Raw genomic sequence first — 21,559 nt, 5'->3', positions numbered from 1 at the left:
TCCTTCTAAATTATATTTTATCCTTTACCTATCCCGTTTAAACTCCTTAGTAACTTCTTTGACTATGACCTACATTTCATACTAAGCTTTATATCAAAAACACTAATATTTCTACTAACCATGACCCTCATCCACGGCCAAATAGAATCCCTCAAACGAATCAGGAAAACTTTGGACGAAAAAGGAATCACCAGATTCAATTCCATTGGTGACATAAATCAGTTCCTTAAAAACTTCGATAATGAAAAAGAGGAACTGTTCTTTAAGATTGAGCGCGACTTTGACCTAGAACTGGAAGACCTCCAAACCAAAGGAGCCTATCTTCAAAAGGAACATGTAGAACTAAAGAATAAAATCGAAACCAACCTTAACAAAAAAATCTCCCAGTTAAAAACAAAATGTTTGACCCTATCCTATCCCGCAAAGAACGCAGTTTTGGATATCCTCAATTGGTACCAACTGCAGATTCTATTCGCCTACAGGTTCATTTTGAAAAAAACTTTTAACCGTATAGTCCATCTCCAGACCCGTGATTCTAAAACCAGACTGTCCACCGTCCTGGAACAGGTGAATGCGAACACTAGAAACCGCCAAGAGATAATCTCAGCACGTTGCGCCCCCAAGTTCCAGGAGTTAGAGCACATTAAAAAAGTAGCAGAAGATCTTTATCCCATCATTGCCGGTGCCATTGGTGAACATCTGGTGGCCAAAGAACTCAAAAAGCTTTCAGATGATTTTGTCCTGTTCAATGACTTTTCCCTAAAATTGGAGAAACCCATCTACAACAAAAGGCAAAACGACCTTATTCGGAGTGTCCAAATCGACCATCTGCTAGTCTCTCACACAGGTGTATTTATCATCGAGACCAAAAACTGGAGTAAGGCATCCTTGGAACGTTATGACCTCCGCTCACCTGTAAAACAGGTTCAACGGGTAAATTTTGCCCTTTATACCCTGCTCAATAGCAGGAACACTGCCAATAGTGTACTCAAACCACACCATTGGGGACAACGGGAATTGCCCGTATATAATATTGTGGCGATGATTCGCTATAGGCCTAAAGAAAGATTCAAGTATGTTGCCATCAAAACGCTAAAAGAACTCAATGGGTACATTAACCGTTTTGAGCCTGTTTTTGATAATTCGGAAGTACATCGGATTGCCGATTATTTGATAGAGATTAAAAACCAATGAAGTTATAGTTCCTAAAAAATACCAACTAACTTAAACTGACCACTCTTTTACCTCAATGATTTTCTGTACTAAAATTTGTACCTTGAAAAACAGATTGAAACAATGTCCACGGTCTTTATCAAAATCCCAATAATACATGATAAATGAAGAGCAGTTCTTCCATGTTTTACTGAAGGAAACGGAAGAAGCCTATATGAAATCCGAAGTGTACCATAAAAACAAGGACCGAAATTGGTATTACTCCATTTGTAATGGACCTATTTTCAAAAATAAGCCCATTGTATTCGGTCTTAATTGGGGTGTCGAAGGGGAGCATGAACCTCAACGGACTTACCCAAGGAACATAGATACAAATACTTGGAAATTCAAGACCCATGTCAATCGGTATCTTCCAAAATACTTTGGGAATACCTTTGACGAAGTAAACTATAGCAATCTATGTTTTTTCCGTACCCCAAACACAAAATATTTAAGCTATTCTGATTGGAGGAACGCCATACCGTTATTCAAGCGGTTTGTGGAATATATTGACCCTCCCTATACCATTATGCTGGGAAAACCACAATTTTTTGACCCAAAAGAGTTGACCGATATAACAACGATAGCATATCGGCCAGAGGGTAAAAAAAGAAGGGCGTTCGCCCACACCGGGCTCCTTTTCGAGCAATATCCTTTCGGCTCTGTTCCCCATAGTGAGGCCCATATTCCACCTTCGACCCATGATGTGCTCTGGAAGAAAATCTCCAACTTGCTATTACCTCTAAAATAAATCAAAACTATGGAAAAATGGAAAAGACAGCTAAAGGAAAGTCTCGAATCAAAGAGGCAGATTGATTTGGATATTCTATTTGGAGAAATGGAGGAGTTTCCAGGTATTTCAAAAGATGATAACATAGAAAACTATATGAAACAGCTCCACTCATTGGTCTATAACAAAAGATTGGTCTATTTGGAATCCTTTACAGAGGAAACTCCTCTAAAAGGGAAGCTCGAAGATTATCCGCAAAAGAATATAAAATTCATTTTGGAGGCCTGGGATATTCAGAGGAAGGTGAATCATTGTTTCTTGGAGAAGTTTGACGAGAATGTAGAATCATTCTGGAACAGAAAGATATTCCAAATCTAAAGAAACGATTTTAGGGAATGAAGAACAGAAATCCAGAAGTGCTCGAAAATCAAATTAAAAAATTGATTGAGGATGATTCACTCGAACAGCTCGTGAAGGACTACTCAGAAATTGGCTTGGACAATCTTATCCAGGATGAGTTATTGAAGGAAGTCCCATTAATAAAAAGTTTTTTTGCCATTTTTAAGTTCGGCAAAAAAGTGGAGGATTATTTTTTTGCCAAAAAACTGATTGCCTGCTTACAGGAAATATCGGAGGTAAATGTCGTAAAAAGAAAACGGTTTATTGAAGAAATTAACGGAAGTAATGACACAGAGGAAAAGGTAGGCGAGACCTTCATCTTAATAATCTCAAGGGCGGACAGCATCTCAAAGGCCAAATTGATAGGCAAGCTTTATAAGAGCTATATTTCTGGCACTATAGATTATACCCAATTGAGGAGACTTTGCCATCTTGTGGACAAGGCGTTTATAGCTGATCTGGAAAGCCTTTATTCTTATCATAAGAATCATCAAATTCCACCCATTGCAAGGGAAAGTCTTATTAATTCCGGAGCGATAAAATTGACTGGATTCGCTGGCCAAACAACCCATGGAATGTCGCAAGGAATGCCACATTTCGAAATAAGTGAATTGGGGATTCTGTTCATAAAAACCATTTATCAGGACACCCCATGTATTTGATAAAGGTATGGATTAGCAACAGTTTTGAAAAAGGGTTCCCTCTCCAAAAATCCAAATCGTGACAAATCAAACAACTTTTCCAATCCATTTAAAAGAAACGGCATTGTATCATTTAAAAATGGTCCCAATATCATGATGCACCTTCAAATAATGCTGCTCCAGTTCCAATTCTGAAATCTTCAATGGTTTTGGCAATCCCCTTTCAATTGTTGGTTTCTGAAACTGTACCTTTCTATCCTTGCCATCAGCAAACACCACAAACTCCCCCTGTCGCAACCGAAAGAACACTTCTGCCCTCCTTTTGGATACTTCCTTCTCACCTTCCGTTATCCGTCGTTCCAGGTTCAACCCTGAGCTCTTGCTCACACTACGAGTGGGAATCTTGACCAACTCAAAGAACCTTTCATAATATCTCGCCGTGTCCGGATCGTTCACCTTTCCAAAGAACTGATAAGACAGATTTGAGAGTATCGCTTTACTGGCCTTCTCTCCGTACATCATATCATTTTGGATCTTGTCCTGCAGCACATACACACTCACAATATCATAACTCCTTAGTGTGGCCGGTATCCGGTGCATGTTCAATAGCCGTAATGTCGAGGCCTCTTCCAACAACATAAAGGAAGGTTTCCGATGGCGTTGGCTCATCTGTTTGGAGATGGTATGGATTATTGTAGCGATCACGGGCGAAAGGGAAGCATCCTTTTGGGGATTGTTCACCAAGGCGATTACGGATGGGTGATCAGAATTATTGATATCCAAGGAAATCTCATCTGCAGAAAGCACCATAAAAATCTTCCGGGTACTGATCTTCTTAAAACCGTTGGCCAAGGTACTGAGCACCCCTGCCGTCTGTCGTTCCGACCCAATACCACTAATAAAGGCATCCGCCATTGCACGGGAGGTAATATTCCCCTTTAAAAACTTGATCAGGCTTTTGGTGGCCAATTGCTGGAAAACGGCCATTAAATGAGGCAAGGTACAATAGTGCGGATAATCCGTCTTCAACCGCCAAATCAACCCGCTGATCAAGCCCTCAGCAGCATCCTTAAAGAACCGGGAAGTACTGTTCTCATCCGAGTCCCTGTGTTCCATCAAATTCTCCAACAGCACCCGGGACACCTCGTGTACACTCTCCTCATCGTGTAGGTATCGGGAAGCGATGGGATTCACCCGATTGTAGATGGGCCCGAAGGAAACAATCTTAAAGGGAATCTCTTCACTATTCCATAAGGGATATGCCATTTCGGTGATCTCAAAATCCTTGTAATCATGGATGACCCCGGAGAAATGCTCCTTTTGAAAATGCTTTAAAAAATTATAGATGACGCTCTCGGTCTTTCCGCTCCCTGCTGAGGCCATAACCGACACGCCTCGACGAATATTACCCAACACCAGAGGCCTACCCCTTACCTTCATTTTCACCTCAAAAACTTTGGAGGGTTTGTTAATGTCTTTGTAGTGGTCCACCAAACCATAGATCACCACATGGACAAAAAACAGAGGTAACCAAAGAGTCAATGTCCCTTTAGATAAGCCATCCCATCCAAATACCAAACCATTAACAATCGCCATGGTGATAATCCCCATTAACCAAATCACAAGCCCATATTTGAGATACCGATTGACCACCAAGGAGATTCCTCCTCCTGTCACTAAACAAACTACTATTCCAATCCATCCAAAATGTTCCATATTCCTACTATTTATATTCCAATCGAACCTGATTCCATGGCCTTTCCGATACCTTTTTTAAGTTGCATCATCGCCTTATAGGCCAATTGTACCTTGTTGGTGGGAATGCTCGGCACTTTTATACCGGCCTTGAACAACAATTGTTTGGCTGCCTGTTTCTCATTGGTCGGCAGTCCCAAAAGAGCCGCAAAGAAATGTTTGGGATCCTTGTCGAGAAGGTTTCTGGCATGGTAGGTCTCCACAAAGTTCCTGCGGTAGCCGAACTGTTTGTCAAAGGCCTTTTCCGCAGCCCGGTAGAACTTGTCCCGGTCAAAGCCCTGTTTGACCTTCTCCCCATTGAGGGTGGTCTCGGAAGTACGGAACTTCGACCCTGGGGAAAGGCTATGGGAGTTGGTCACATCCTTGCGGCTGACAATGATATGGATATGGCTCTGGTGGCCTTCCTTGGCCATTCCGGGAACAATGCGTTTGCCATTCTGTTTATGGGGTGCTTGGCTTTCCAAGACTTGTATCTTTTCCTGAAGCTTGACCATGTCCCCTTGCTCCCGTCCTTCCTTGATAGCCCTGATCTGGTGCTGCAGTTCCAGAATCTTACTGGCAATGGCTTGGTTTTCCTTGACTTTCTTATCCTTTTCGGAATAGGTCCGCTCCCTTTCCAGCTTCGCGAAATACAGCACAGCATTTACTGAAACTTCCTTGTCCCTATAAAAGGAAGCCGCATAGGTCTTCATCAGTTCCCGGGTGTACTGTTTTAACTTTTCGGGATCATTTCCGATATGCTTGAGCTCGGCTTGGGAGGGGCTGACCATGATGGAATAGAACTTCGGATCTCGTTTCGAAAGTTTGGCCGTATTGGCATCGATCTCGGCAATGACCCTCTGGGCATCGATATCATTTTCCGTTTGGTTGAAAAAAAGTTCTTGATCTTCGGGGAGCTTGCCTTCGTTCTCCTTTTCGAGATACTTGACAAAATCACTGGCACTGCCGTGATAGTTATCTCCCAAGTGTTGTCTTGTGATGGCGATGTACATGCTTATAGATTTTTGAGTTTTGTGCGGTACTGTTCAATGGCGCCGGGTTTGAGTTCCACTTTGAGGTGGTCCTTTCCAAAGCGGTTCTTGGTCACGGACACATGATCCAGGACATGCCCAAAATCTTGTTTCAGTTCTTCCATTTGTTCCTTCAACCGATCATGGACGATCCTAGGTACCGTAGTCTCGATATCCAACAGCTCGGGATTGGTGGGGGCATTGATCTCGGTCAATTGTTTTTCAAAAAATTCAAAGTCCCCTTCCCATTCGTCCCCCTCCTCGGGGTCAAGTTCCTGTTGAAAGAGGGCCTGCATCATACTGACGGTGGGCAGGGTCTGTTCCTTTTCGATACTCCTCATGATGGCCACCATGGCATTGAAGCGTCGCTTTATGAACAATTTCATACTGGCGATAGTCTCCCCAAAATGTTGGTCCGGGGAAATCCCATGGCGTTCAAAAAAGTCCATCATGGCCAAAAGGGTCAGGGATTGGGACTTTCCAAAGAGCTTTGAAAACCGCCTAAATTTCCTGGCCACGGAAACTTTGACCTTCATGGCCGCAAACTGTTCTTTTTCGTATCCTTTATCCATTTTTTCACCAAAAAATCCTTGTTTTTACTGGCCTCGGGGCGCTTTTTCACCAAAAGCTGAATACCCGAAATCTTCAAGATTCCCCGAAACCCCCATAATCAGGGCCTTGCGGAGCAATCATGATCGGTAGCGCTGCGCCAGCACGCTATCCTCTTGCTTCTCCGATTTGTCCCGAAGGGACAAAATCGTATCGCACAACATGGGTCAAGACCCAGTTGCCTAATCTGTAAAAGCCAAATCGATGGGTACAGAACAAGGAAAGTCAAACCGATATGCTAGGCATATCAAAAGAATTCCGCACTTTAATTGCTGTTGAAAACCAACCCTTTAAAGATATAAAAACCAAGGTTCGGGACATAAAAAAAGCCCATCATAATGGATGGGCTTCGATGGTGTGTTTTAGGTTTTACATATTGAATACAAAATCATAATTGTATAGATTTCGCATGGCTTCCTCTTCCAAGAGGGCATCATAGTCCTTATCGTGGATTTCTGCAAATTGGCGCATTTCAGTCCCGGAACGGCTTTCCACATCTTCCTTGGAAACAGAAAGCAAACGTTCCTGGGTTTCGCTATCAAGGTTGGTAAAATTCAAATAGACCATAATTCAATGCTTAAAAATTTCATTGTTTATAAATCATAAAGGCTAGGGTCAAATCCATCGGGGTAATCCCCTAAGTCATGTTGTAGTCCTGACCCTATTTCAAGACCGTTCATTTCCGTATCCGCTTCCATCGCCATTGGATTATAAAATTCCATTATCGGCAAAACTGTAATACCGTCCATCGGGCGCAAGGATGATATGGTCCAAAACCTTGACATCAAAAAGCTGGGCGGCTTCTTTGATCTTTTGGGTCAATTGTTTGTCCTGATAACTCGCCTTGAGTTGCCCAGAAGGGTGGTTATGGGTGAGGATAATCCCAACGGAAAGGGTCTTAAGGGTAATGGCAAAAAGGATGCGCAGATCCACCATGGTGCCCGTGATACCCCCATGGGATAATGGATAGATACCCTTGACCTTGTTGGACTGGTTCAGCAGCACGATCTTAAAGGTCTCGTGCAGGCCTATGGTCTTGTTGTCCCAATTTTGGAACAATAGATTCGCCACCTCGTTGGAATTGGTCACGGAAAGGGATTTCAAGGTGCTGAGCTTTTCCCTATAACTGATCTGTATTTCATTGACACGGTGTTCCATTTCAATAGTATTAAGGATGAAAAAGAAAGGGATGCCCAAAAGTTGGACACCCCTATCCATTTTACTCGGTGGTATTGTTCTCGCCACCACCCAGGAGCAGGATCTCACTGGCCACCACTTCGGTCACATACTTTTTAGTACCCTCTTTGTCCTCATAGGAACGGGAGGTCAATTTCCCTTCGATGGCAACTTCCTTGCCCTTGGTCACAAAGCCTTCGATGATGTCGGCAAGCTTACCCCATCCAATGACGGTATGCCATTCGGTATTGGTCACCCGTTCCCCTTCGGAGTTCTTGTAATGTTCATTGGTGGCCATGGTGAACCGTGCCACACGTTTGCCTTTGTCAAGGTCTGTGATGGTGGGATTCTGCCCCACGTTTCCGATAAGTTGCACTTTGTTTCTCAATGTACTCATGATAAAAAGTTTTAAAGGCCTGCCGTCTTCCAGTATGGATAAATCAGCAAACAGGGTTAAAAATTTCCCCTCTATTTTTTGGTTTTTGTTTCCCAAATTTTAAGGGGCGTTTGTTTGCTTCTTACGTGCGTAGCACAATAAAAGAAGGGGGTTCTGTCAAGGCTTTTGGACAGAAATCGGGAGGCTCCGCGACGTAGCAAAACCTTAAGGTTTTCAAGGAAGTGGAAACCCTATTTATGGACAAAACCTGCCTTGGCCTTGACAGGTTCGATGAGGGCCCTAGGAATTCTTTCAGACCCATCGGCAAGGGAGTGTATGGGAAGTTAAGCAAGTGCAGTCGATGGTGTCCTGATTGGAAGTCCTTGGGCACTGCCCTGTTTTTCGATGCCCCGAAAAACAACCAGGGCTTCTTTTATTAAGGACCCCTTAAAATTTGATGGGCGGACGGACGGATTTGCGTCCTTTCCCGGCAAAGCCCCAAGAAGGGTTTGCAAAGGAAGGACGCACCAAAAATCCGTTTGGACGACTTCCGTTTAGGCTAAATGCCTATACCTCAACTATTGCGATGGTAATGGGTCAAAAGTACTTGGGTAATCCTAGAACTTGGTTTCCTTTTAGTCTTTCTGGAACAGCTCTCCCTGATTTTTGGGGGAAGTTCCGCTCAACTTGGGCATTGAAGTTTTTAAGCTATCCTTTAAGGCCTTTCTTCGTTTCTCATAGATCCAGACCCTTAACCTTTTCAAAAGACCCATCTCATATTCGGACAGTTGTTTTGGTGCCACTTCCTCCATGGCCTCGATTTGTCCATCCTTCTTAAAGGTCTTGGCATACTGGAGCCCACACCAGGTATAGATGTTCACCCATTCACTGGGCATGGGAGATTCGAAGGTCCTGGGCATCATATAGGCCACAACCTCGGTCAAGGAGGCCATGGGTTCCCCACGCATCTGGGTCAACATCCGGGCCATGGTAATATTGTTTAAAAGGTCTTTGGGAACGGCATCCTGCCATTGTGATGGATACACAATGATGGGACTTTGCAATAGGTCCATAAAGTCGGATTTAACCTTTTTCAAGGACTTGGGTCCTAAGTTTGGAATTGATGTTGTCGCTGGCTCCAGTTCAAAGCCAAAATCCAGTTGCACTACGTTTTGTTTTTCCATGATCTGCGTTTTAAATTGAACAATAGTGGCAGACCGCCAAACGCAAGGGAAAATTTTGGAGTGGGAAGGAAACGGAATAAACCTGCCTGCCGGCAGGCAGGAAGTGACATCGGCAACGGTTTTATGCCGTCCCTTGTCCGAGAAATATTTTCCGGGTTTATCTTTGGACAGTATTGATCGGAACAAACACCAGCCTCCTTCTTCAATTGGACTTGTATATCAAAAGAGTCAACTCAATGATTCAATCCATCGAAAATAAAACGGTCAATATAATCGGCTAACCGTCTTTGCTGATAGCGAATAATAAAGACCCCAATAATTTTTTTGAAGTATAGGATAAAATGAAAAAGGGGGCCTTGAGCCCCCTACTTTCCGATTGTTTTATCATAGTGTCATTCGATGACGACAGTGTGGGTCTCATCCACATCATTTCCAACAATCCTTAGGAAATAGATTCCTTTTGTTAAGGTAGAGATATCCATCTTCACATCTTGTGTTGGTTCATTGAAAGCCATTTCCTTTACAGGTTTTCCCGTAAAGTCCAACAAGGTCAATACGATATCCCGAGCTTGGGAAATGGATTCGGAACTGAGCGAAGGATAATAGACTTCCTTTTTCTCTTGTATCTGGGAAATCGTAATTTCCGAGGATGCTGGGTTTGGATATACCACCATTCGATGACCACTGCCACAATCCTCATAATAATACGCTTGATCGGAACGGGAGCCACAGGCCGTATTGGCAACTACACCAACATAGGAGCTTCCTGTTGAACAAGGATAGCGATAGCTGAACGAAGAAGAGGAAGTGGTAGAGATCAATTGGCCGTTTATGTACCAATTGTAGGGAGCGGATCCGCCAGTGGCATGGGCAGCTACATAAAACGCACTTCCCTCAAATTCGGCCGTATCAAGGATAATGTCCACCGTGGTTGTCAACGTTACGTTCTTTCTGAGCAATACGCCCTGGATGTTCGCTTGAAACCATCCGGTACTGCCACCTCCGATTTTCCTTACTGTTACGGAACCACCTGTATGGCTGACAATTTGGATATTGCTTGATGATGTCCAGCTTATACCCGTGAAATCACAGACCCCGTCAATGGTGTAGGTCACATTACCAGTGCCACATATGGTATCATCCCCTTGGATGGCAGTGTAATTGGTTACACCTCCGTAAATGTCCTGGATTCCCTGAATATCATCCAAACATAGAAATCTGTGCGACCCTGTATAGCCACCTACCATCAATGAGCCTGCAACCGTTGTATGTCGAAGTCCAAGGGCATGACCGATCTCGTGTGCGGCAACCGTAACCAGATCCCTTGGATTGCCCCCTGCTGTACGCGTGGCCGTGGTCCATGTTTCGTCTTCATCAAAATGTATATCACCGGTAAGGTCATGGGTCGTTCCATTTGCCGGTGGTTGAAAAGCATGTGCAAGGACCGTGCCCACACCATCAAATGGAAAATCATCACCATGATCTCCGGCCCCCCATGATATAACAATATCTGAATTGGACGCGGAAGTCCCTTCGACAAAATTCAGGTTGGTGAAATCCTCCCATATTCCAAAAGCGTCCCTAATTGCGTTCCGCTCTGCTGTAGTTCCCGAAATGTCCGGTGTGCCGTTCAAAAAATAGTAGGTAATGGTACTAGAGGCCCAAGACGTACCCCCTACTACAAAATTATCCTCCGCGTCAAGGGCATCGTTGTCATAAATCTGGGCATTAACAGCTAATACAGCCAGTAATCCCAATGATGTTAAAAGTAGTTTCTGTTTCATGATAAGATTTTTATGGGTTATGGTTTTAATTCCAGCTTTGTATGGTCCAGTACAAATAGTTCCGTTCCGGATGGAATGGGTTCAAAGAGATTGGTCTCTTCTTCCGTAAGGTTTTTAAGTGTTCCGGAAAAAACAACCACTGCGCCGGTGGTTTTCAAATCCTCTTCAAGGTCACACAGAATACCATAGATTACGGTATCAATATTGGTACCTTCTTCCGGTTCCGGAGCATATCTTACCGCGTAAACGTCAGGTCCATCAAAATAGCTGATGGTACCTTCAAGATCGACCACCTCTTGATAGGTCGTTCTTTCAAGTCCACATCCCTGAAATTTCCCTTCCCCGTCATCATCATTATTACATGATTGGAGGCCAAATATCATGACCAATGCATAAAAAATATTCTGTCCCAAGCTCATTACTGTTTTATTGTTTTTCATAATGTCAAATTATTAGATTACTTGTTATCAATCGTTAAGGATTTATTACTATAAGATTAATCTTACAACAAAGGTTTTGTGTTATGACTAGGAGATGCCCATTTTTTATCTGGGTTGCCCTTCGGAATATGACCAAATTGTTATCATCGAACCATAAGCAAGGGTTCGCCAATGACATATGATATTTATATTGTTCAATAGGGAAACCTTTACAAATCAAAAATTGGATGATTGTCGGTGGAAGTGTTTTTTGACGACCGTTCGAACAGGTGTTATTTCCAAACCCTATTGGAGCTAGATTGTTGTCGGATTTTGATCGGTTGTATCACTTTTGCACATGATATATCAACCAAGATCTATTTAATAGGCCCGTTGTACTTCCCATTAGATCATTGCATGATTCACAGCACATCTCAATACCCGAAACGTTTAAATACCAATAGAAACAGATTTCACCTGCCTCGGGTCGGGTTTCAAGGGCTGTTTGATGGTCGAGATCACCTCCAGACTGTAATGTCCGAACTCCTCGGTCACCGTTCCGTGGCACAGATAGATGCCCTTTCCATGAATGGGTGTGGATGCCATTGTTTGGGGAAAATGCACACAGTCAAAAAAGTGACCTTCGAGATCGAGCATGGTGGTAAAGCGCATGGTGTCCCCTTTGGATGTGGTGTTCTGTCGGGTATGTACCATGGAACCATAGATCCATATCTTTTTGTTGAGATGGGTTTCAAAATCACCGGCAGTCAACTGGCTCTTCATCTTACCGTCCATGAGTTCGTAATACCCACATAGTGGAAAACCCAGAAGTTCCATTTGGTCGTAGGCATCCTCAATGGGATGGGAAGGCAAATTCGGCAATGTAAAATGCCTGTGGTTGGGTTTAAAGAGCAGTTTCTGGACCGTATCCTTTCGATGGGCCTTGGCCTTGAACACGGCCTGCCATAACACTTGCTTCTTGGGCACCCCAAAGACACGAAAGGCATCGATACGCACCAAGATGGTCAACTGTTCGATGGAAATGGGGACACGATCAATAAAATCATCAAAATCCCTGAATTTGCCATGGAGCTGCCTTTCGTTCAAAATACGTTGAATGACCAAACGTTCCAGGCTCCGAAGCTGGCCCAGTCCCAAATAGATGTGTTTGCCATAAATGGCATTGATATGGTCACTGCGGTTGATACAGGGCGGATGGATAATGCCTCCCCACATCTTGGTCTCGTGCACATAGAGTTCCGTATCATAGAACCCTCCCCCATTGTTGAGCACGGCCACCATAAACTCCAAGGGGAAATAGCATTTTAGGTACAGGCTCTGGTAGCTTTCCACCGCATAGGAAGCGGAATGTCCCTTGGCAAAGGCATAGCCCGCAAAGCTCTCGATCTGTTCCCAGACCATTTGGGTCAGGGCAGCATCATGCCCCCTTTGCTTGCAGTTTTCAAAAAACTTGAGTTTCACCGCCTGGAATTCCTCCCGGGAGCGGAACTTTCCGCTCATCCCCCGTCTCAGGACATCGGCTTCCCCAAGGTCCAATCCTGCAAAGAGGTGGGCCACTTTCAGTACATCCTCTTGGTAGACCATGATGCCATGGGTCTCCGGCATGATCTCCAAAAGGATGGGATTGGCTTCCTTGCGTCGTTCCGGTTCACGTTCCCTTCGGATATATTCATCCTTCATTCCAGAGGAGGACACCCCGGGACGGATCACAGAGCTGGCCGCCACCAGTCCCAGATAGTCATGGGTCTGCAGTTTTTTCATCAGCCCTCGCATGGCAGGGGATTCTACATAGTAGGCCCCAATGGCCCTCCCTTGGCTCAACAGCAGGTTTATATGGGCATCCTTCTTCATCGCCTCCACGCTCTTGATGTCCCAAAGCACGGCATCGGGTTGGTTACCTTTAATGACGTCCACCGCTTCCTTGATCTTGGCCAATCCCCGTTGCCCAAGGATATCGAACTTGAAAAGGCCCACATCCTCGGCAATGATCATGTCGAACTGTACGGTCGGAAATCCTTTGGGCGGCAGGGTCGTGGCCGAATAGTAATGCTCGGAACGGTCCAAGATCAGGATGCCCGAGGAATGCACACTGATGTAATTGGGCATCCCATGGATATAGGTGGCGTATTTGAGCACCAATCGGGCCAGTTCGTCCAAGGCTCCTTGCTCATACCGACCTGCACTGAGCTTATCGATTTCCTCGGTGGGCAGACCGAACACCTTGCCCAGTTCCCGAACAGCGGCCCTGTACTTAAAGGTGTTGTAAGTACCCAAGAGGGCCACGTGCTCGAAGCGTTCAAAAATATAGGCCGTGACATCGTCCCGGTCCCAGGTGGAGAAATCAATGTCAAAATCTGGGGGCGAGGCCCGAAAGGGATTAATGAACCGTTCGAAATACAGGTCCAGTTCAATGGGATCCACATCGGTGATCCCGATCAGGTAGGCCACCAGACTGTTAGCCCCACTTCCCCTACCCACATAGGGATAACCCTTGGACTTGGCATAGGAGACGATATCATGGTTGATCAAAAAATAGGACACAAAATCCAGTTCCTGGATGGTACGCAGTTCCCTGAACATCCGCTCCCTGACCTTTTCCGTAGGATGGGCATAGCGTCTGGGCAGCCCTTCCAAGGCCAGTTCCCGCAACCGTTCCACATCCAATGCTTTCGACTCCAAAAAACGCGACTGGTTTTGGGAAACCCTATCACTTCCAAACCCAAAGGCAATGGAACAGGAATCCATCAGCCGTTGGGTGTTTTCCCAGATATGCGGTACATCGGCCAAAGCCCTTTTCAATTCCTCCATGGGCCGAAGGGTATCGGTAGGTCTCGCCTCTTCGGACTGGGGCAGTTTGCTCAATAAGGTGTTCAATCCTATGGCCCGAAGCAACCGATGGGTATTGAAATCCTTTTTGCTGCGAAAGCTCACGGGCTGTAACAGTACCAATTTATCCTTGTATTCCCGATAAAGTGAGAACCGCAATTTCCGAAGCTCCTCGACGGATACCCCAATATATTCATAGGCCTTAAAATCCGTTCGTTCCTCTTCCTGTATCTTCTCGAAAGGATAGATCACATGGACATGTTCAAATATTGGAGCCACGGGGGGAATAGGCGTTCCCTTGTGCAGGTGTTCGGATAGAAAGGCATTGATTTCCCGAAACCCCTCATTGTTTTGGGCCAGACCCACAAATTCCTGTACGTTCCCGTTGCGAAAATCGATACCCAGAATAGGACGTATCCCCTGCTCATTGGCCAGTCGCACAAAGTTCATCCCGGCTGAACTGTTGTTGATGTCTGTCAGGGCCAAGGTTTCCACCCCATGTGCACTGGCCAACTCCAAAAGTTCGGTTTCGGAGAGTACCCCGTAGTTCAAGGAATAATAGGTATGGCAGTTCAGGTACATGCTATTGTTGTCTATGGGCCAATAAGATGGGTGGTTGTCCGTCAAAGGGGTTTCCGCCCCTTCCTATACTGTGGGCCCCCATGGCCGAGGCCCGCATCAAACTGGATTCCCCAAAACGGTTCCGTACACGATCCATGGCCTGATAGAGGTTGAGCAGTTTTTCGTCATCCGCGAACAGGTCGATCTGGTAATGCCCCCCTACGATATGACTGTAGTTGACCCCCACGAGTCGGATCAACATCCTTCGGTCATAAAGGGAGGTAAAGAGTTCCTTCACCAAGGGTACCAACACATGGTCCGCAGAAGTATAGGGTACACGTTTCTGCTTGGTATAGGTCTTAAAGTCACTATATCGGATCTTCACACTCACACAGCCCGTCATCTTGTTGGCCCTTCGGAGTTGGTAGGCCAGGTTCTCCGCCATGGCGAACAGGGTGGTCTCCAGTTTGACCATATCGGTGGTATCCTTTCCATAGGTCCGTTCCGTGGAAATGGACTTCCGTTCATGAAACGGGACCAAGGGGGAATTGTCCAACCCTTGGGCCCGCATCCAAATGGTTCGTCCGTGCAGCCCAAAAGCACTTTCGAGCATTTCCAGGGGCAGCTCCTGTACCGTCTGTATGGTGGTCACCCCCATATTGGAGAGAAGCCCATAGGTTTTCTCGCCCACCGAGGGCAGCTTACGGATGTGCAGGGGTGCCAGGAACTCCTTTTCAAGTCCAAGGTCGATTTTCATCTGGTTGTTGGGCTTGGCCTCCCCGGTGGCCACTTTGGAGACCACCTTGTTCTGGGAGAGTCCAAAGGAAATGGGCAATCCCGTCTCTTTCAGAATCCTCTGCCGCATTTCAGAGGCGTACTTATAGCAACCAAAAAAGCGGTCCATCCCCGAGAGGTCGGCATAGAACTCATCCACACTGGCCTTTTCAAAAACAGGCACACTCTCCTTGATGATCTCGGTCACATTGTCCGAGAACTTCATATAGGTCCCCGCATTGCCCTTGATGACCGTGGCCTCTGGGCACAACCTACGGGCCACTTTCATGGACATCCCTGAATGCACCCCAAAACGCCGGGTCTCATAGCTACAGGCCGCGACCACCCCCCTATCCCCCAACCCTCCGACCAATAGGGGTCGCTTCATCAGACGGCTGTCCAACAGCCGCTCACAGGAGACGAAGAAGGTATCCAGATCGAGATGGAGAATGGTGGGTTTCATAAAAATATTGGATTTATTCCTATAACTTGGAAAATATCCAAATGTACGGAAAGGGATGAGCTGTTTCAAAACTTTAACAATTTTGACTATCTTAATACAGCATAATTCAACCTCAAGATGTGCTACTCGACCAGACAGACCCGGGAACGGAAGGAACTGGAGAAATTGCTCTCCGTCAAGGCCATGTACGGTGACTTGGACTCCGACCTGGAACTCATTTATTTCCATGCCAATGGATGGAGCCATCCTGTGATGTGGACCTTGGGCCAGGAAGAGCCCAACAATATGCTCCCGGCGATGTGGGGCATCATGCCCCCAAAGGAAAAGCAGGAAAACTATACGGAGTATTTTAAGAACCAAAAGACCTTTGGGGGACTGAATGCCAAATCCGAAAAGCTTTTTGACCATTTCGTGTACCGGTACAGTTGGGAGAACCAGCGGTGCATCATTCCAGTGGATGGTTTCTTCGAACCACACAATACGAAAGTGAAAGTCAAGGGCAAAGACTTTAAGGTTCCCTTTTACTTCCATAGAAAGAACGGTGACCCACTTTACCTAGCGGGCATTTATACCAACACCGTAGACGGAAGAAGGACCTTTGCGGTATTGACAAAGGACGCCACCCCTATGTTTGAAGAGATCCACAATGAAAAGAAAAGGCGGCCTGTCATCATTGATGACGAAAACTTGGATGCTTGGTTACATAACGGCAACAATGAATCAGACGTTCAAGATCTTATCGATGACGATTTATGGGAAGGTGATCTGGAAGCCTATCCCGTCACCAAGGATCTATATAGCAGAACTGTGGATTCCAACTATCCGGGCATCATTGACAAAGTAGAATACGAGGAAGTGTCGATTTCCTATGATTGACCAAAAAAATAGGGGACCTGTTTTCAGACCCCCAGTGATAAAAATCAATCCTTGAATACCTTGGCCTGCTGCTCCAGAACAACTACCCTTTCCTTGATCCGTGCTTCTCGCTTTTGCCGACTTTCAGCATATGCATCCTCAATACCTGAAATCTTATCCTTGTAGAAGGATTGCATTGCGATATAAAAGGATCGGTTGGTCAGGTCATTCGTGTGATTACTTTCCCCAAGGTGCACCTGCCGAGTCAATAGAAACCTTAGCAGTCTATGGAAAGTCTCTTTCTTGAAGTTTTCTTTGAACCGGGCCACCAGCTCTTCGTGGGATAACCTTGAATCATCCCCAAAGAAGTCCTTAAAATGTTCCCTTTGGCTATAAAACCCGATGTTGTTCTCGAACAATGAGATGGAAATGGCCACCATTTCATCCGTGGTCAATGGTTTCTTTCGATCAATATAATCCGTCTCCCTGATTATGTCCACCACCTCCTTGAACTGGTTATTGTTCTCGATCTGTTTTTTCCGCATTTCCCGAGCATTGATCTTGATGATCTGTTCCTCTGGGGTACATTCTGACATCTTACGTTTCTCCAAGGATTTGGCACCTGAGCTTCCACCATCTGTTTCTTCCCTGACCTTCACAAAAACAGGCTGTGTCAAATAGGTATCCGTTTCCAGCAGAATTCCCTTTTCAAATCCATGGTCCAAGGCATTGTCCCATACGTTCTTTTCCTCTGCAAAGGATTCTAGAGCCTCGTCCAAGAATTCAGTCAACTCTTCCTCGGTATATTCATAATGCCGGTGCTCCTCTTTAATGGCTTCCATGGTAGGCACTACAGGTTCCTTTAAAATATCCAGTTCATTGGTCAACCGACTTGTAAGACCTTCCTTTTCCATTTGGGCCAAAACCCATTGGTTGCGTTCCTCATCCACCCAGTATTTGCTGATGTTGGGCACCAGTTTCAATCCCTCTTTTTTTACTCTTTTCAGGAGTTGCATAAAGGTTTTGGTCTTTTTGTTCTCAAAACAGGATGTCCGGGTACAGACCATCTTCCCTTCCCCGAACAAGTTTCCTTGGTTCGCGGCATTGAAGGGACAGACAACACATGCCCCTGCTTTGGGCACCAAAGTTTTGTCCGTTACATCAAAGCAGGCTTTGGTCAGGTCAAAGGTCCGGCTTTCGATCATCCGTTTGATCCGATGCCCTTGGTATTCTCCTTCAAGACTTTCCAGCATCAACTGTTGTTCCCCAGGTTCAAAAAGGGCCACTGCCACCCCAAGGGAGATGGTCATTTCCCCATTTCGGACATAGGCCCTGAATCCTTCGATCAAACCGGCCAATTTGATGCGCTGGCGGATATAGTTCTCGGAACGGCCCAAACGTTTGGCAATCTCGTTCGGTTCGTAGCGTTCCAACAGAAACTGGATGGCCTCTGCCTCCTCTGTGGGTTCCACATCCTTCCGTTGCAGGTTCTCAATGATCTGCACTTCCAGGACTTTGGTATCGACATAGTTCCTTACCATGGCAGGGATAGTGGTCAATCCTGCCAATCTACTGGCACGGAACCGACGTTCACCCATGACGATGATATAGCCATCATCTGATTTTCGTACCGTGATCGGCTGTAACACCCCATGTTCGGCAATGCTCTGTGCCAAATGATGGAGACTTTGCTCATCAAAGGTTTTTCGGGGTTGTGTCGGATCTGGAAAAATCGAATCGATTTCCAACATCTGGATTTGGGGAACAGAATTCCGTTCCTTCTGCGGTGTGGGTCGCTTTACTTTTGATGATTGCTTGGCGTTTCCCTTGCGTGTCGCTCTTTGTTTTGTTTGTGCTTCCATGATTTTTGGATTTTGGTTAAACAATATTTGAGCATAGACCAAGCGGAAGACAAAATTTTGGAGTGGCAAGGAAACGGAATAAAAAGAGACTTACGGAACGGTTTTATGCCGTCCCTTGTCCGAGAAAATTATGCGAGCTTAACTTTCGGGAATATTGGATTAAATAGCTTTAATCTCTATGGAGATTACCATTTCTCCCATTTTTAGGAGCGTTTATTTCATTAACTTAGTAGCATGAAATTCATTGCAGTAATACTGTCATTGGTCACTTTGACGCTTTCATCATATCCATGTTGTCAGGAGACAAGTACCTGCTCCAGTATTTCTGATGTTTTGGACAATTGCTCGGATGATGACCGGCCAGAAGCCCCTCACGACAAGGACACTCCCTGTTCTCCATTTTACACTTGTGGTAGGTGTCCTGGTTTCACGATTACATATGAGACCTTGGAATTAATTTCCATGGATTGCGAGCTGCTGACAGCTCGCATTCCCTATATTGAACAACTGCCCAAGGAAGTATATTTTCATTCACTGAAGCCCCCACGCACATTTGAAGTTTAGTCAATCCTAATTTTTAAATGTTCTAGGTCAATTCCTTTTGGCCTGGATTCAACATATTCAAAAATCATAAAATGAAAGTAAAAGTAATCCTTATACTATCCCTTTTGGGGATGGTATCCATGCATGCACAGAACAGTCTTGATCTTGTGGTCAAGGATTCCCTTAATGATGAGCCTCTCATTGGGGTCACCGCAATGTTGGTCTCCCTGAACAAAGGGGCCATATCCGATGAGATGGGAAGAATACATATGGAGGATATCCCAAATGGGACCTTCCAGCTTAAGCTGAGCTATATCGGGTATGCCACTGTGGAACGCAACCTTACCTTTCCCTTGGATGAAAAAGCTCAAGGACAGGTCTTTTCACTGATACCTCAGACGGAAGAAATGGAAGAGGTGACACTTATCTCCACCAGGAGCAGCCGGACCATTGAGGACATCCCTACCCGGGTCGAGGTCATTGCAGGGGAAGAACTCTCCGAAAAGGGTAATATGAAACCTGGGGATATCCGGATGCTGCTCAATGAGAGTACTGGGATCCGTACCCAACAGACTTCTGCCACCAGTTACAATAGCAGTATCCGCATCCAAGGGCTGGATGGGAAGTACACCCAGCTCCTTCGGGATGGATTTCCCCTGTATTCAGGATTTGCCAGTGGCCTCAGTCTTATGCAAATTGCACCTTTGGACCTGAAACAAGTGGAGGTCATCAAAGGGTCAAGTTCCACCCTCTATGGAGGAGGGGCCATTGCCGGTTTGGTCAATTTGATTTCAAAAAAACCGGAAGAGGAACCCGAGCTCAGTTTTATGGCAAACGGAACCTCGGCCCTTGGTCTGGACCTCAGTGGCTTTTATTCACAAAAGTCCGACAAAGTTGGCACCACGGTATTCGCCTCCTACAATCTGGGGACACCTTATGATCCTGCGAATATCAGTTTGACTGCCATTCCAGAGTTTGATCGCTTAACCCTTAACCCCAAATTGTACCTCTATCTCGGGGAGGATACCGAACTCCTGCTGGGAATAAATGCTATTTGGGAGGACCGCCTTGGGGGAAACATGGACTATGTCAAAGGGGAGGCTGTGACAGATCCTTACTTTGAATCCAATGAAACAGAACGGCTTTCTACACAACTGGGATTCAAACATTCCTTTAATGCCCGAAATCGATTGGAAGTCAAGAATAGTTTTAGTTTTTATGACCGTACCATCGAGATACCGGATTTTACTTTTTTGGGATACCAACGTTCGTCCTTTAGTGAACTGAATTTTTCCACAAACACCCCAAATGATGTTGAATGGGTATTTGGAGCCAACCTTTGGACGGAATATTTCAACGATACAAGGGAAGATCAGACCGGGGCCTTGGACCAATCCTACCAGATTTTTGGCTTGTTTGCCCAAAATGTTTGGCCCATTGATGAAACGCTGTCATTGGAGACTGGTCTTCGGGCAGATTTCCATTCTGATTACGGAGCCATGGCTCTTCCTAGGCTTTCGGTGCTGTACGAACCCAACCGAGCTTTAACTTTTCGGTTGGGCGGTGGTATGGGATATAAGACTCCTACTGTGTTCACTGAGGATGCAGAGCGGGTGCAATTCAGGGACGTTCTGCCCATCAATGTGGATCAAGCGGAACTTGAACGCTCATTGGGAGGGAATTTCGATGTCAATTATAAGTGGGTTCCCTTGCCAGGGATGACGATGTCCATCAATACGCTCTTGTTTTATACCAAAATCAATGACCCCATGACTTTGGTGGCGAATGACAATGGGTTGTATGAATTCCAACAATATGGAGGATATGTGGATACTCGTGGAGCCGAGGTCAACTTAAAAATAAAATATGGGGATTTCAATCTCTTTACAGGGTATACACATGCCAATGTCAAACAGCATGAAAATGGGATGGTATCGGATTTTCCATTGGTGGCCAAGCACCGTTTGAACAATGTTTTGATGTTTGAAAAGGAAGACAATCTTTGGGTGGGCCTTGAGGCCTATTACTATAGTCCACAGAAACTGGGCAACGGGGATACCGGGCAGTCCTATTGGATCGTAGGCCTGATGAGCGAGAAAAGGTTGGGGGAACATGTTTCGGTCTTTCTCAACTTTGAGAATTTTTTGGATACCCGACAAACCAAGTTCGGTTCAATCTATTCCGGAAATCTGAGTGATCCACAATTTTTGGATATTTATGCTCCGGTGGATGGATTCGTGGTAAACGGTGGGTTTAAAATCCGTTTGTGATTTTAAAAGGTAACCCTGGCCAAACAATGAACCGAAAAAGGAAAATATAATAGGCTATTGATGTTTTTTTCATCATCAAACCAAAATTG

Annotated in this window: 21 protein-coding genes; 8 read left to right on the top strand and 13 right to left on the bottom strand. The window is 45.4% G+C overall.

Annotated features, from left to right (window positions below; all coding sequences use genetic code 11):
* Positions 1-120: 120 nt before the first annotated feature.
* The 4 genes from ACQQ5U_RS11245 to ACQQ5U_RS11230 all read left to right on the top strand — a co-directional run bounded on the left by ACQQ5U_RS11245 (position 121) and on the right by ACQQ5U_RS11230 (position 3,003).
* Complete coding sequence (locus ACQQ5U_RS11245; RefSeq protein ID WP_437397572.1) at positions 121-1,194, top strand: nuclease-related domain-containing protein; 1,074 nt, start codon at positions 121-123, stop codon at positions 1,192-1,194.
* Positions 1,195-1,330: 136 nt separating this feature from the next.
* A complete protein-coding gene (locus tag ACQQ5U_RS11240; protein WP_437397571.1) occupies positions 1,331-1,963 on the top strand; it encodes a hypothetical protein in 633 nt (210 codons plus the stop codon).
* Positions 1,964-1,972: 9 nt separating this feature from the next.
* A complete protein-coding gene (locus tag ACQQ5U_RS11235; protein WP_437397569.1) occupies positions 1,973-2,320 on the top strand; it encodes a hypothetical protein in 348 nt (115 codons plus the stop codon).
* Positions 2,321-2,337: 17 nt separating this feature from the next.
* A complete protein-coding gene (locus ACQQ5U_RS11230; protein WP_437397567.1) occupies positions 2,338-3,003 on the top strand; it encodes a hypothetical protein in 666 nt (221 codons plus the stop codon).
* Positions 3,004-3,111: 108 nt separating this feature from the next.
* Here ACQQ5U_RS11230 and ACQQ5U_RS11225 read toward each other — a convergent pair whose 3' ends face one another.
* From ACQQ5U_RS11225 to ACQQ5U_RS11195, 7 genes are all read right to left on the bottom strand, one after another.
* Positions 3,112-4,698, bottom strand: coding sequence for a type IV secretory system conjugative DNA transfer family protein (locus tag ACQQ5U_RS11225; protein WP_437397566.1), 1,587 nt, complete (start codon positions 4,696-4,698; stop codon positions 3,112-3,114).
* An 11-nt stretch (positions 4,699-4,709) separates the two neighbouring features.
* On the bottom strand, positions 4,710-5,729 hold the full coding sequence (mobB, locus tag ACQQ5U_RS11220; RefSeq protein WP_437397565.1) for a MobB family relaxase: 1,020 nt from the start codon (positions 5,727-5,729) through the stop codon (positions 4,710-4,712).
* A gap of 2 nt (positions 5,730-5,731) precedes the next feature.
* A complete protein-coding gene (locus ACQQ5U_RS11215) occupies positions 5,732-6,319 on the bottom strand; it encodes a BfmA/BtgA family mobilization protein (protein WP_437397564.1) in 588 nt (195 codons plus the stop codon).
* A gap of 406 nt (positions 6,320-6,725) precedes the next feature.
* Entirely contained in the window at positions 6,726-6,923 is a 198-nt protein-coding gene (locus ACQQ5U_RS11210) for a hypothetical protein (RefSeq protein ID WP_437397562.1), read from the bottom strand.
* 26 nt (positions 6,924-6,949) lie between these two features.
* Positions 6,950-7,078: a hypothetical protein gene (locus ACQQ5U_RS11205; RefSeq protein WP_437397560.1), complete on the bottom strand. Its 129-nt coding sequence runs from the start codon at positions 7,076-7,078 to the stop codon at positions 6,950-6,952.
* A complete protein-coding gene (locus ACQQ5U_RS11200; protein WP_151890963.1) occupies positions 7,065-7,514 on the bottom strand; it encodes a JAB domain-containing protein in 450 nt (149 codons plus the stop codon). The genes ACQQ5U_RS11205 and ACQQ5U_RS11200 overlap by 14 nt, the downstream gene beginning before the upstream one ends.
* A 61-nt stretch (positions 7,515-7,575) precedes the next feature.
* Entirely contained in the window at positions 7,576-7,929 is a 354-nt protein-coding gene (locus ACQQ5U_RS11195) for a single-stranded DNA-binding protein (protein ID WP_437397558.1), read from the bottom strand.
* 236 nt (positions 7,930-8,165) lie between these two features.
* On the opposite strand from ACQQ5U_RS11195, the gene ACQQ5U_RS11190 reads away from it, so the two are divergent.
* Complete coding sequence (locus ACQQ5U_RS11190; RefSeq protein WP_437397556.1) at positions 8,166-8,348, top strand: hypothetical protein; 183 nt, start codon at positions 8,166-8,168, stop codon at positions 8,346-8,348.
* A 195-nt stretch (positions 8,349-8,543) separates the two neighbouring features.
* On the opposite strand, the gene ACQQ5U_RS11185 is transcribed toward ACQQ5U_RS11190, so the two are convergent.
* The 5 genes from ACQQ5U_RS11185 to dinB all read right to left on the bottom strand — a co-directional run bounded on the left by ACQQ5U_RS11185 (position 8,544) and on the right by dinB (position 15,940).
* Complete coding sequence (locus tag ACQQ5U_RS11185; RefSeq protein WP_437397554.1) at positions 8,544-9,092, bottom strand: hypothetical protein; 549 nt, start codon at positions 9,090-9,092, stop codon at positions 8,544-8,546.
* A 392-nt stretch (positions 9,093-9,484) separates the two neighbouring features.
* Entirely contained in the window at positions 9,485-10,876 is a 1,392-nt protein-coding gene (locus tag ACQQ5U_RS11180) for a matrixin family metalloprotease (protein WP_437397552.1), read from the bottom strand.
* Positions 10,877-10,893: 17 nt separating this feature from the next.
* Positions 10,894-11,316, bottom strand: a complete 423-nt coding sequence (locus tag ACQQ5U_RS11175; protein ID WP_228237681.1) for a hypothetical protein — start codon at positions 11,314-11,316, stop codon at positions 10,894-10,896.
* Positions 11,317-11,745: 429 nt separating this feature from the next.
* Positions 11,746-14,724, bottom strand: a complete 2,979-nt coding sequence (locus tag ACQQ5U_RS11170) for a DNA polymerase III subunit alpha (protein WP_437397550.1) — start codon at positions 14,722-14,724, stop codon at positions 11,746-11,748.
* Between the two features lies 1 nt (position 14,725).
* Complete coding sequence (dinB, locus tag ACQQ5U_RS11165) at positions 14,726-15,940, bottom strand: DNA polymerase IV (RefSeq protein WP_437397549.1); 1,215 nt, start codon at positions 15,938-15,940, stop codon at positions 14,726-14,728.
* Between the two features lie 117 nt (positions 15,941-16,057).
* Here dinB and ACQQ5U_RS11160 point away from each other — a divergent pair, with 117 nt between their 5' ends.
* Positions 16,058-16,816, top strand: a complete 759-nt coding sequence (locus ACQQ5U_RS11160) for an SOS response-associated peptidase (RefSeq protein ID WP_437397547.1) — start codon at positions 16,058-16,060, stop codon at positions 16,814-16,816.
* A 44-nt stretch (positions 16,817-16,860) separates the two neighbouring features.
* On the opposite strand, the gene ACQQ5U_RS11155 is transcribed toward ACQQ5U_RS11160, so the two are convergent.
* A complete protein-coding gene (locus ACQQ5U_RS11155; protein ID WP_437397545.1) occupies positions 16,861-18,657 on the bottom strand; it encodes a ParB/RepB/Spo0J family partition protein in 1,797 nt (598 codons plus the stop codon).
* A gap of 234 nt (positions 18,658-18,891) precedes the next feature.
* On the opposite strand from ACQQ5U_RS11155, the gene ACQQ5U_RS11150 reads away from it, so the two are divergent.
* Both ACQQ5U_RS11150 and ACQQ5U_RS11145 read left to right on the top strand, forming a co-directional pair.
* On the top strand, positions 18,892-19,221 hold the full coding sequence (locus ACQQ5U_RS11150; RefSeq protein ID WP_437397543.1) for a DUF6660 family protein: 330 nt from the start codon (positions 18,892-18,894) through the stop codon (positions 19,219-19,221).
* Positions 19,222-19,292: 71 nt separating this feature from the next.
* Positions 19,293-21,470, top strand: coding sequence for a TonB-dependent receptor (locus tag ACQQ5U_RS11145; RefSeq protein WP_437397542.1), 2,178 nt, complete (start codon positions 19,293-19,295; stop codon positions 21,468-21,470).
* Positions 21,471-21,559: the final 89 nt, after the last annotated feature.

Origin of the sequence: Flagellimonas lutimaris (genome assembly GCF_051494225.1) — a bacterium.
GTDB classification, from domain to species: Bacteria; Bacteroidota; Bacteroidia; order Flavobacteriales; family Flavobacteriaceae; genus Flagellimonas; species Flagellimonas lutimaris_A.
Note: the sequence above shows the minus strand (reverse complement) of the source record. Positions and strands in the feature narration are given on the sequence as shown.

Bases quoted from the DNA above. Each gene is read 5' to 3' on its own strand.
- ACQQ5U_RS11245 (WP_437397572.1), top strand. From the start codon at position 121: ATGACCCTCATCCACGGCCAAATAGAATCCCTCAAACGAATCAGGAAA.
- ACQQ5U_RS11240 (WP_437397571.1), top strand. From the start codon at position 1,331: ATGATAAATGAAGAGCAGTTCTTCCATGTTTTACTGAAGGAAACGGAA.
- ACQQ5U_RS11235 (WP_437397569.1), top strand. From the start codon at position 1,973: ATGGAAAAATGGAAAAGACAGCTAAAGGAAAGTCTCGAATCAAAGAGG.
- ACQQ5U_RS11230 (WP_437397567.1), top strand. From the start codon at position 2,338: ATGAAGAACAGAAATCCAGAAGTGCTCGAAAATCAAATTAAAAAATTG.
- ACQQ5U_RS11225 (WP_437397566.1), bottom strand. From the start codon at position 4,698: ATGGAACATTTTGGATGGATTGGAATAGTAGTTTGTTTAGTGACAGGA.
- mobB (WP_437397565.1), bottom strand. From the start codon at position 5,729: ATGTACATCGCCATCACAAGACAACACTTGGGAGATAACTATCACGGC.
- ACQQ5U_RS11215 (WP_437397564.1), bottom strand. From the start codon at position 6,319: ATGGATAAAGGATACGAAAAAGAACAGTTTGCGGCCATGAAGGTCAAA.
- ACQQ5U_RS11210 (WP_437397562.1), bottom strand. From the start codon at position 6,923: ATGGTCTATTTGAATTTTACCAACCTTGATAGCGAAACCCAGGAACGT.
- ACQQ5U_RS11205 (WP_437397560.1), bottom strand. From the start codon at position 7,078: ATGGAATTTTATAATCCAATGGCGATGGAAGCGGATACGGAAATGAAC.
- ACQQ5U_RS11200 (WP_151890963.1), bottom strand. From the start codon at position 7,514: ATGGAACACCGTGTCAATGAAATACAGATCAGTTATAGGGAAAAGCTC.
- ACQQ5U_RS11195 (WP_437397558.1), bottom strand. From the start codon at position 7,929: ATGAGTACATTGAGAAACAAAGTGCAACTTATCGGAAACGTGGGGCAG.
- ACQQ5U_RS11190 (WP_437397556.1), top strand. From the start codon at position 8,166: ATGGACAAAACCTGCCTTGGCCTTGACAGGTTCGATGAGGGCCCTAGG.
- ACQQ5U_RS11185 (WP_437397554.1), bottom strand. From the start codon at position 9,092: ATGGAAAAACAAAACGTAGTGCAACTGGATTTTGGCTTTGAACTGGAG.
- ACQQ5U_RS11180 (WP_437397552.1), bottom strand. From the start codon at position 10,876: ATGAAACAGAAACTACTTTTAACATCATTGGGATTACTGGCTGTATTA.
- ACQQ5U_RS11175 (WP_228237681.1), bottom strand. From the start codon at position 11,316: ATGAAAAACAATAAAACAGTAATGAGCTTGGGACAGAATATTTTTTAT.
- ACQQ5U_RS11170 (WP_437397550.1), bottom strand. From the start codon at position 14,724: ATGTACCTGAACTGCCATACCTATTATTCCTTGAACTACGGGGTACTC.
- dinB (WP_437397549.1), bottom strand. From the start codon at position 15,940: ATGAAACCCACCATTCTCCATCTCGATCTGGATACCTTCTTCGTCTCC.
- ACQQ5U_RS11160 (WP_437397547.1), top strand. From the start codon at position 16,058: ATGTGCTACTCGACCAGACAGACCCGGGAACGGAAGGAACTGGAGAAA.
- ACQQ5U_RS11155 (WP_437397545.1), bottom strand. From the start codon at position 18,657: ATGGAAGCACAAACAAAACAAAGAGCGACACGCAAGGGAAACGCCAAG.
- ACQQ5U_RS11150 (WP_437397543.1), top strand. From the start codon at position 18,892: ATGAAATTCATTGCAGTAATACTGTCATTGGTCACTTTGACGCTTTCA.
- ACQQ5U_RS11145 (WP_437397542.1), top strand. From the start codon at position 19,293: ATGAAAGTAAAAGTAATCCTTATACTATCCCTTTTGGGGATGGTATCC.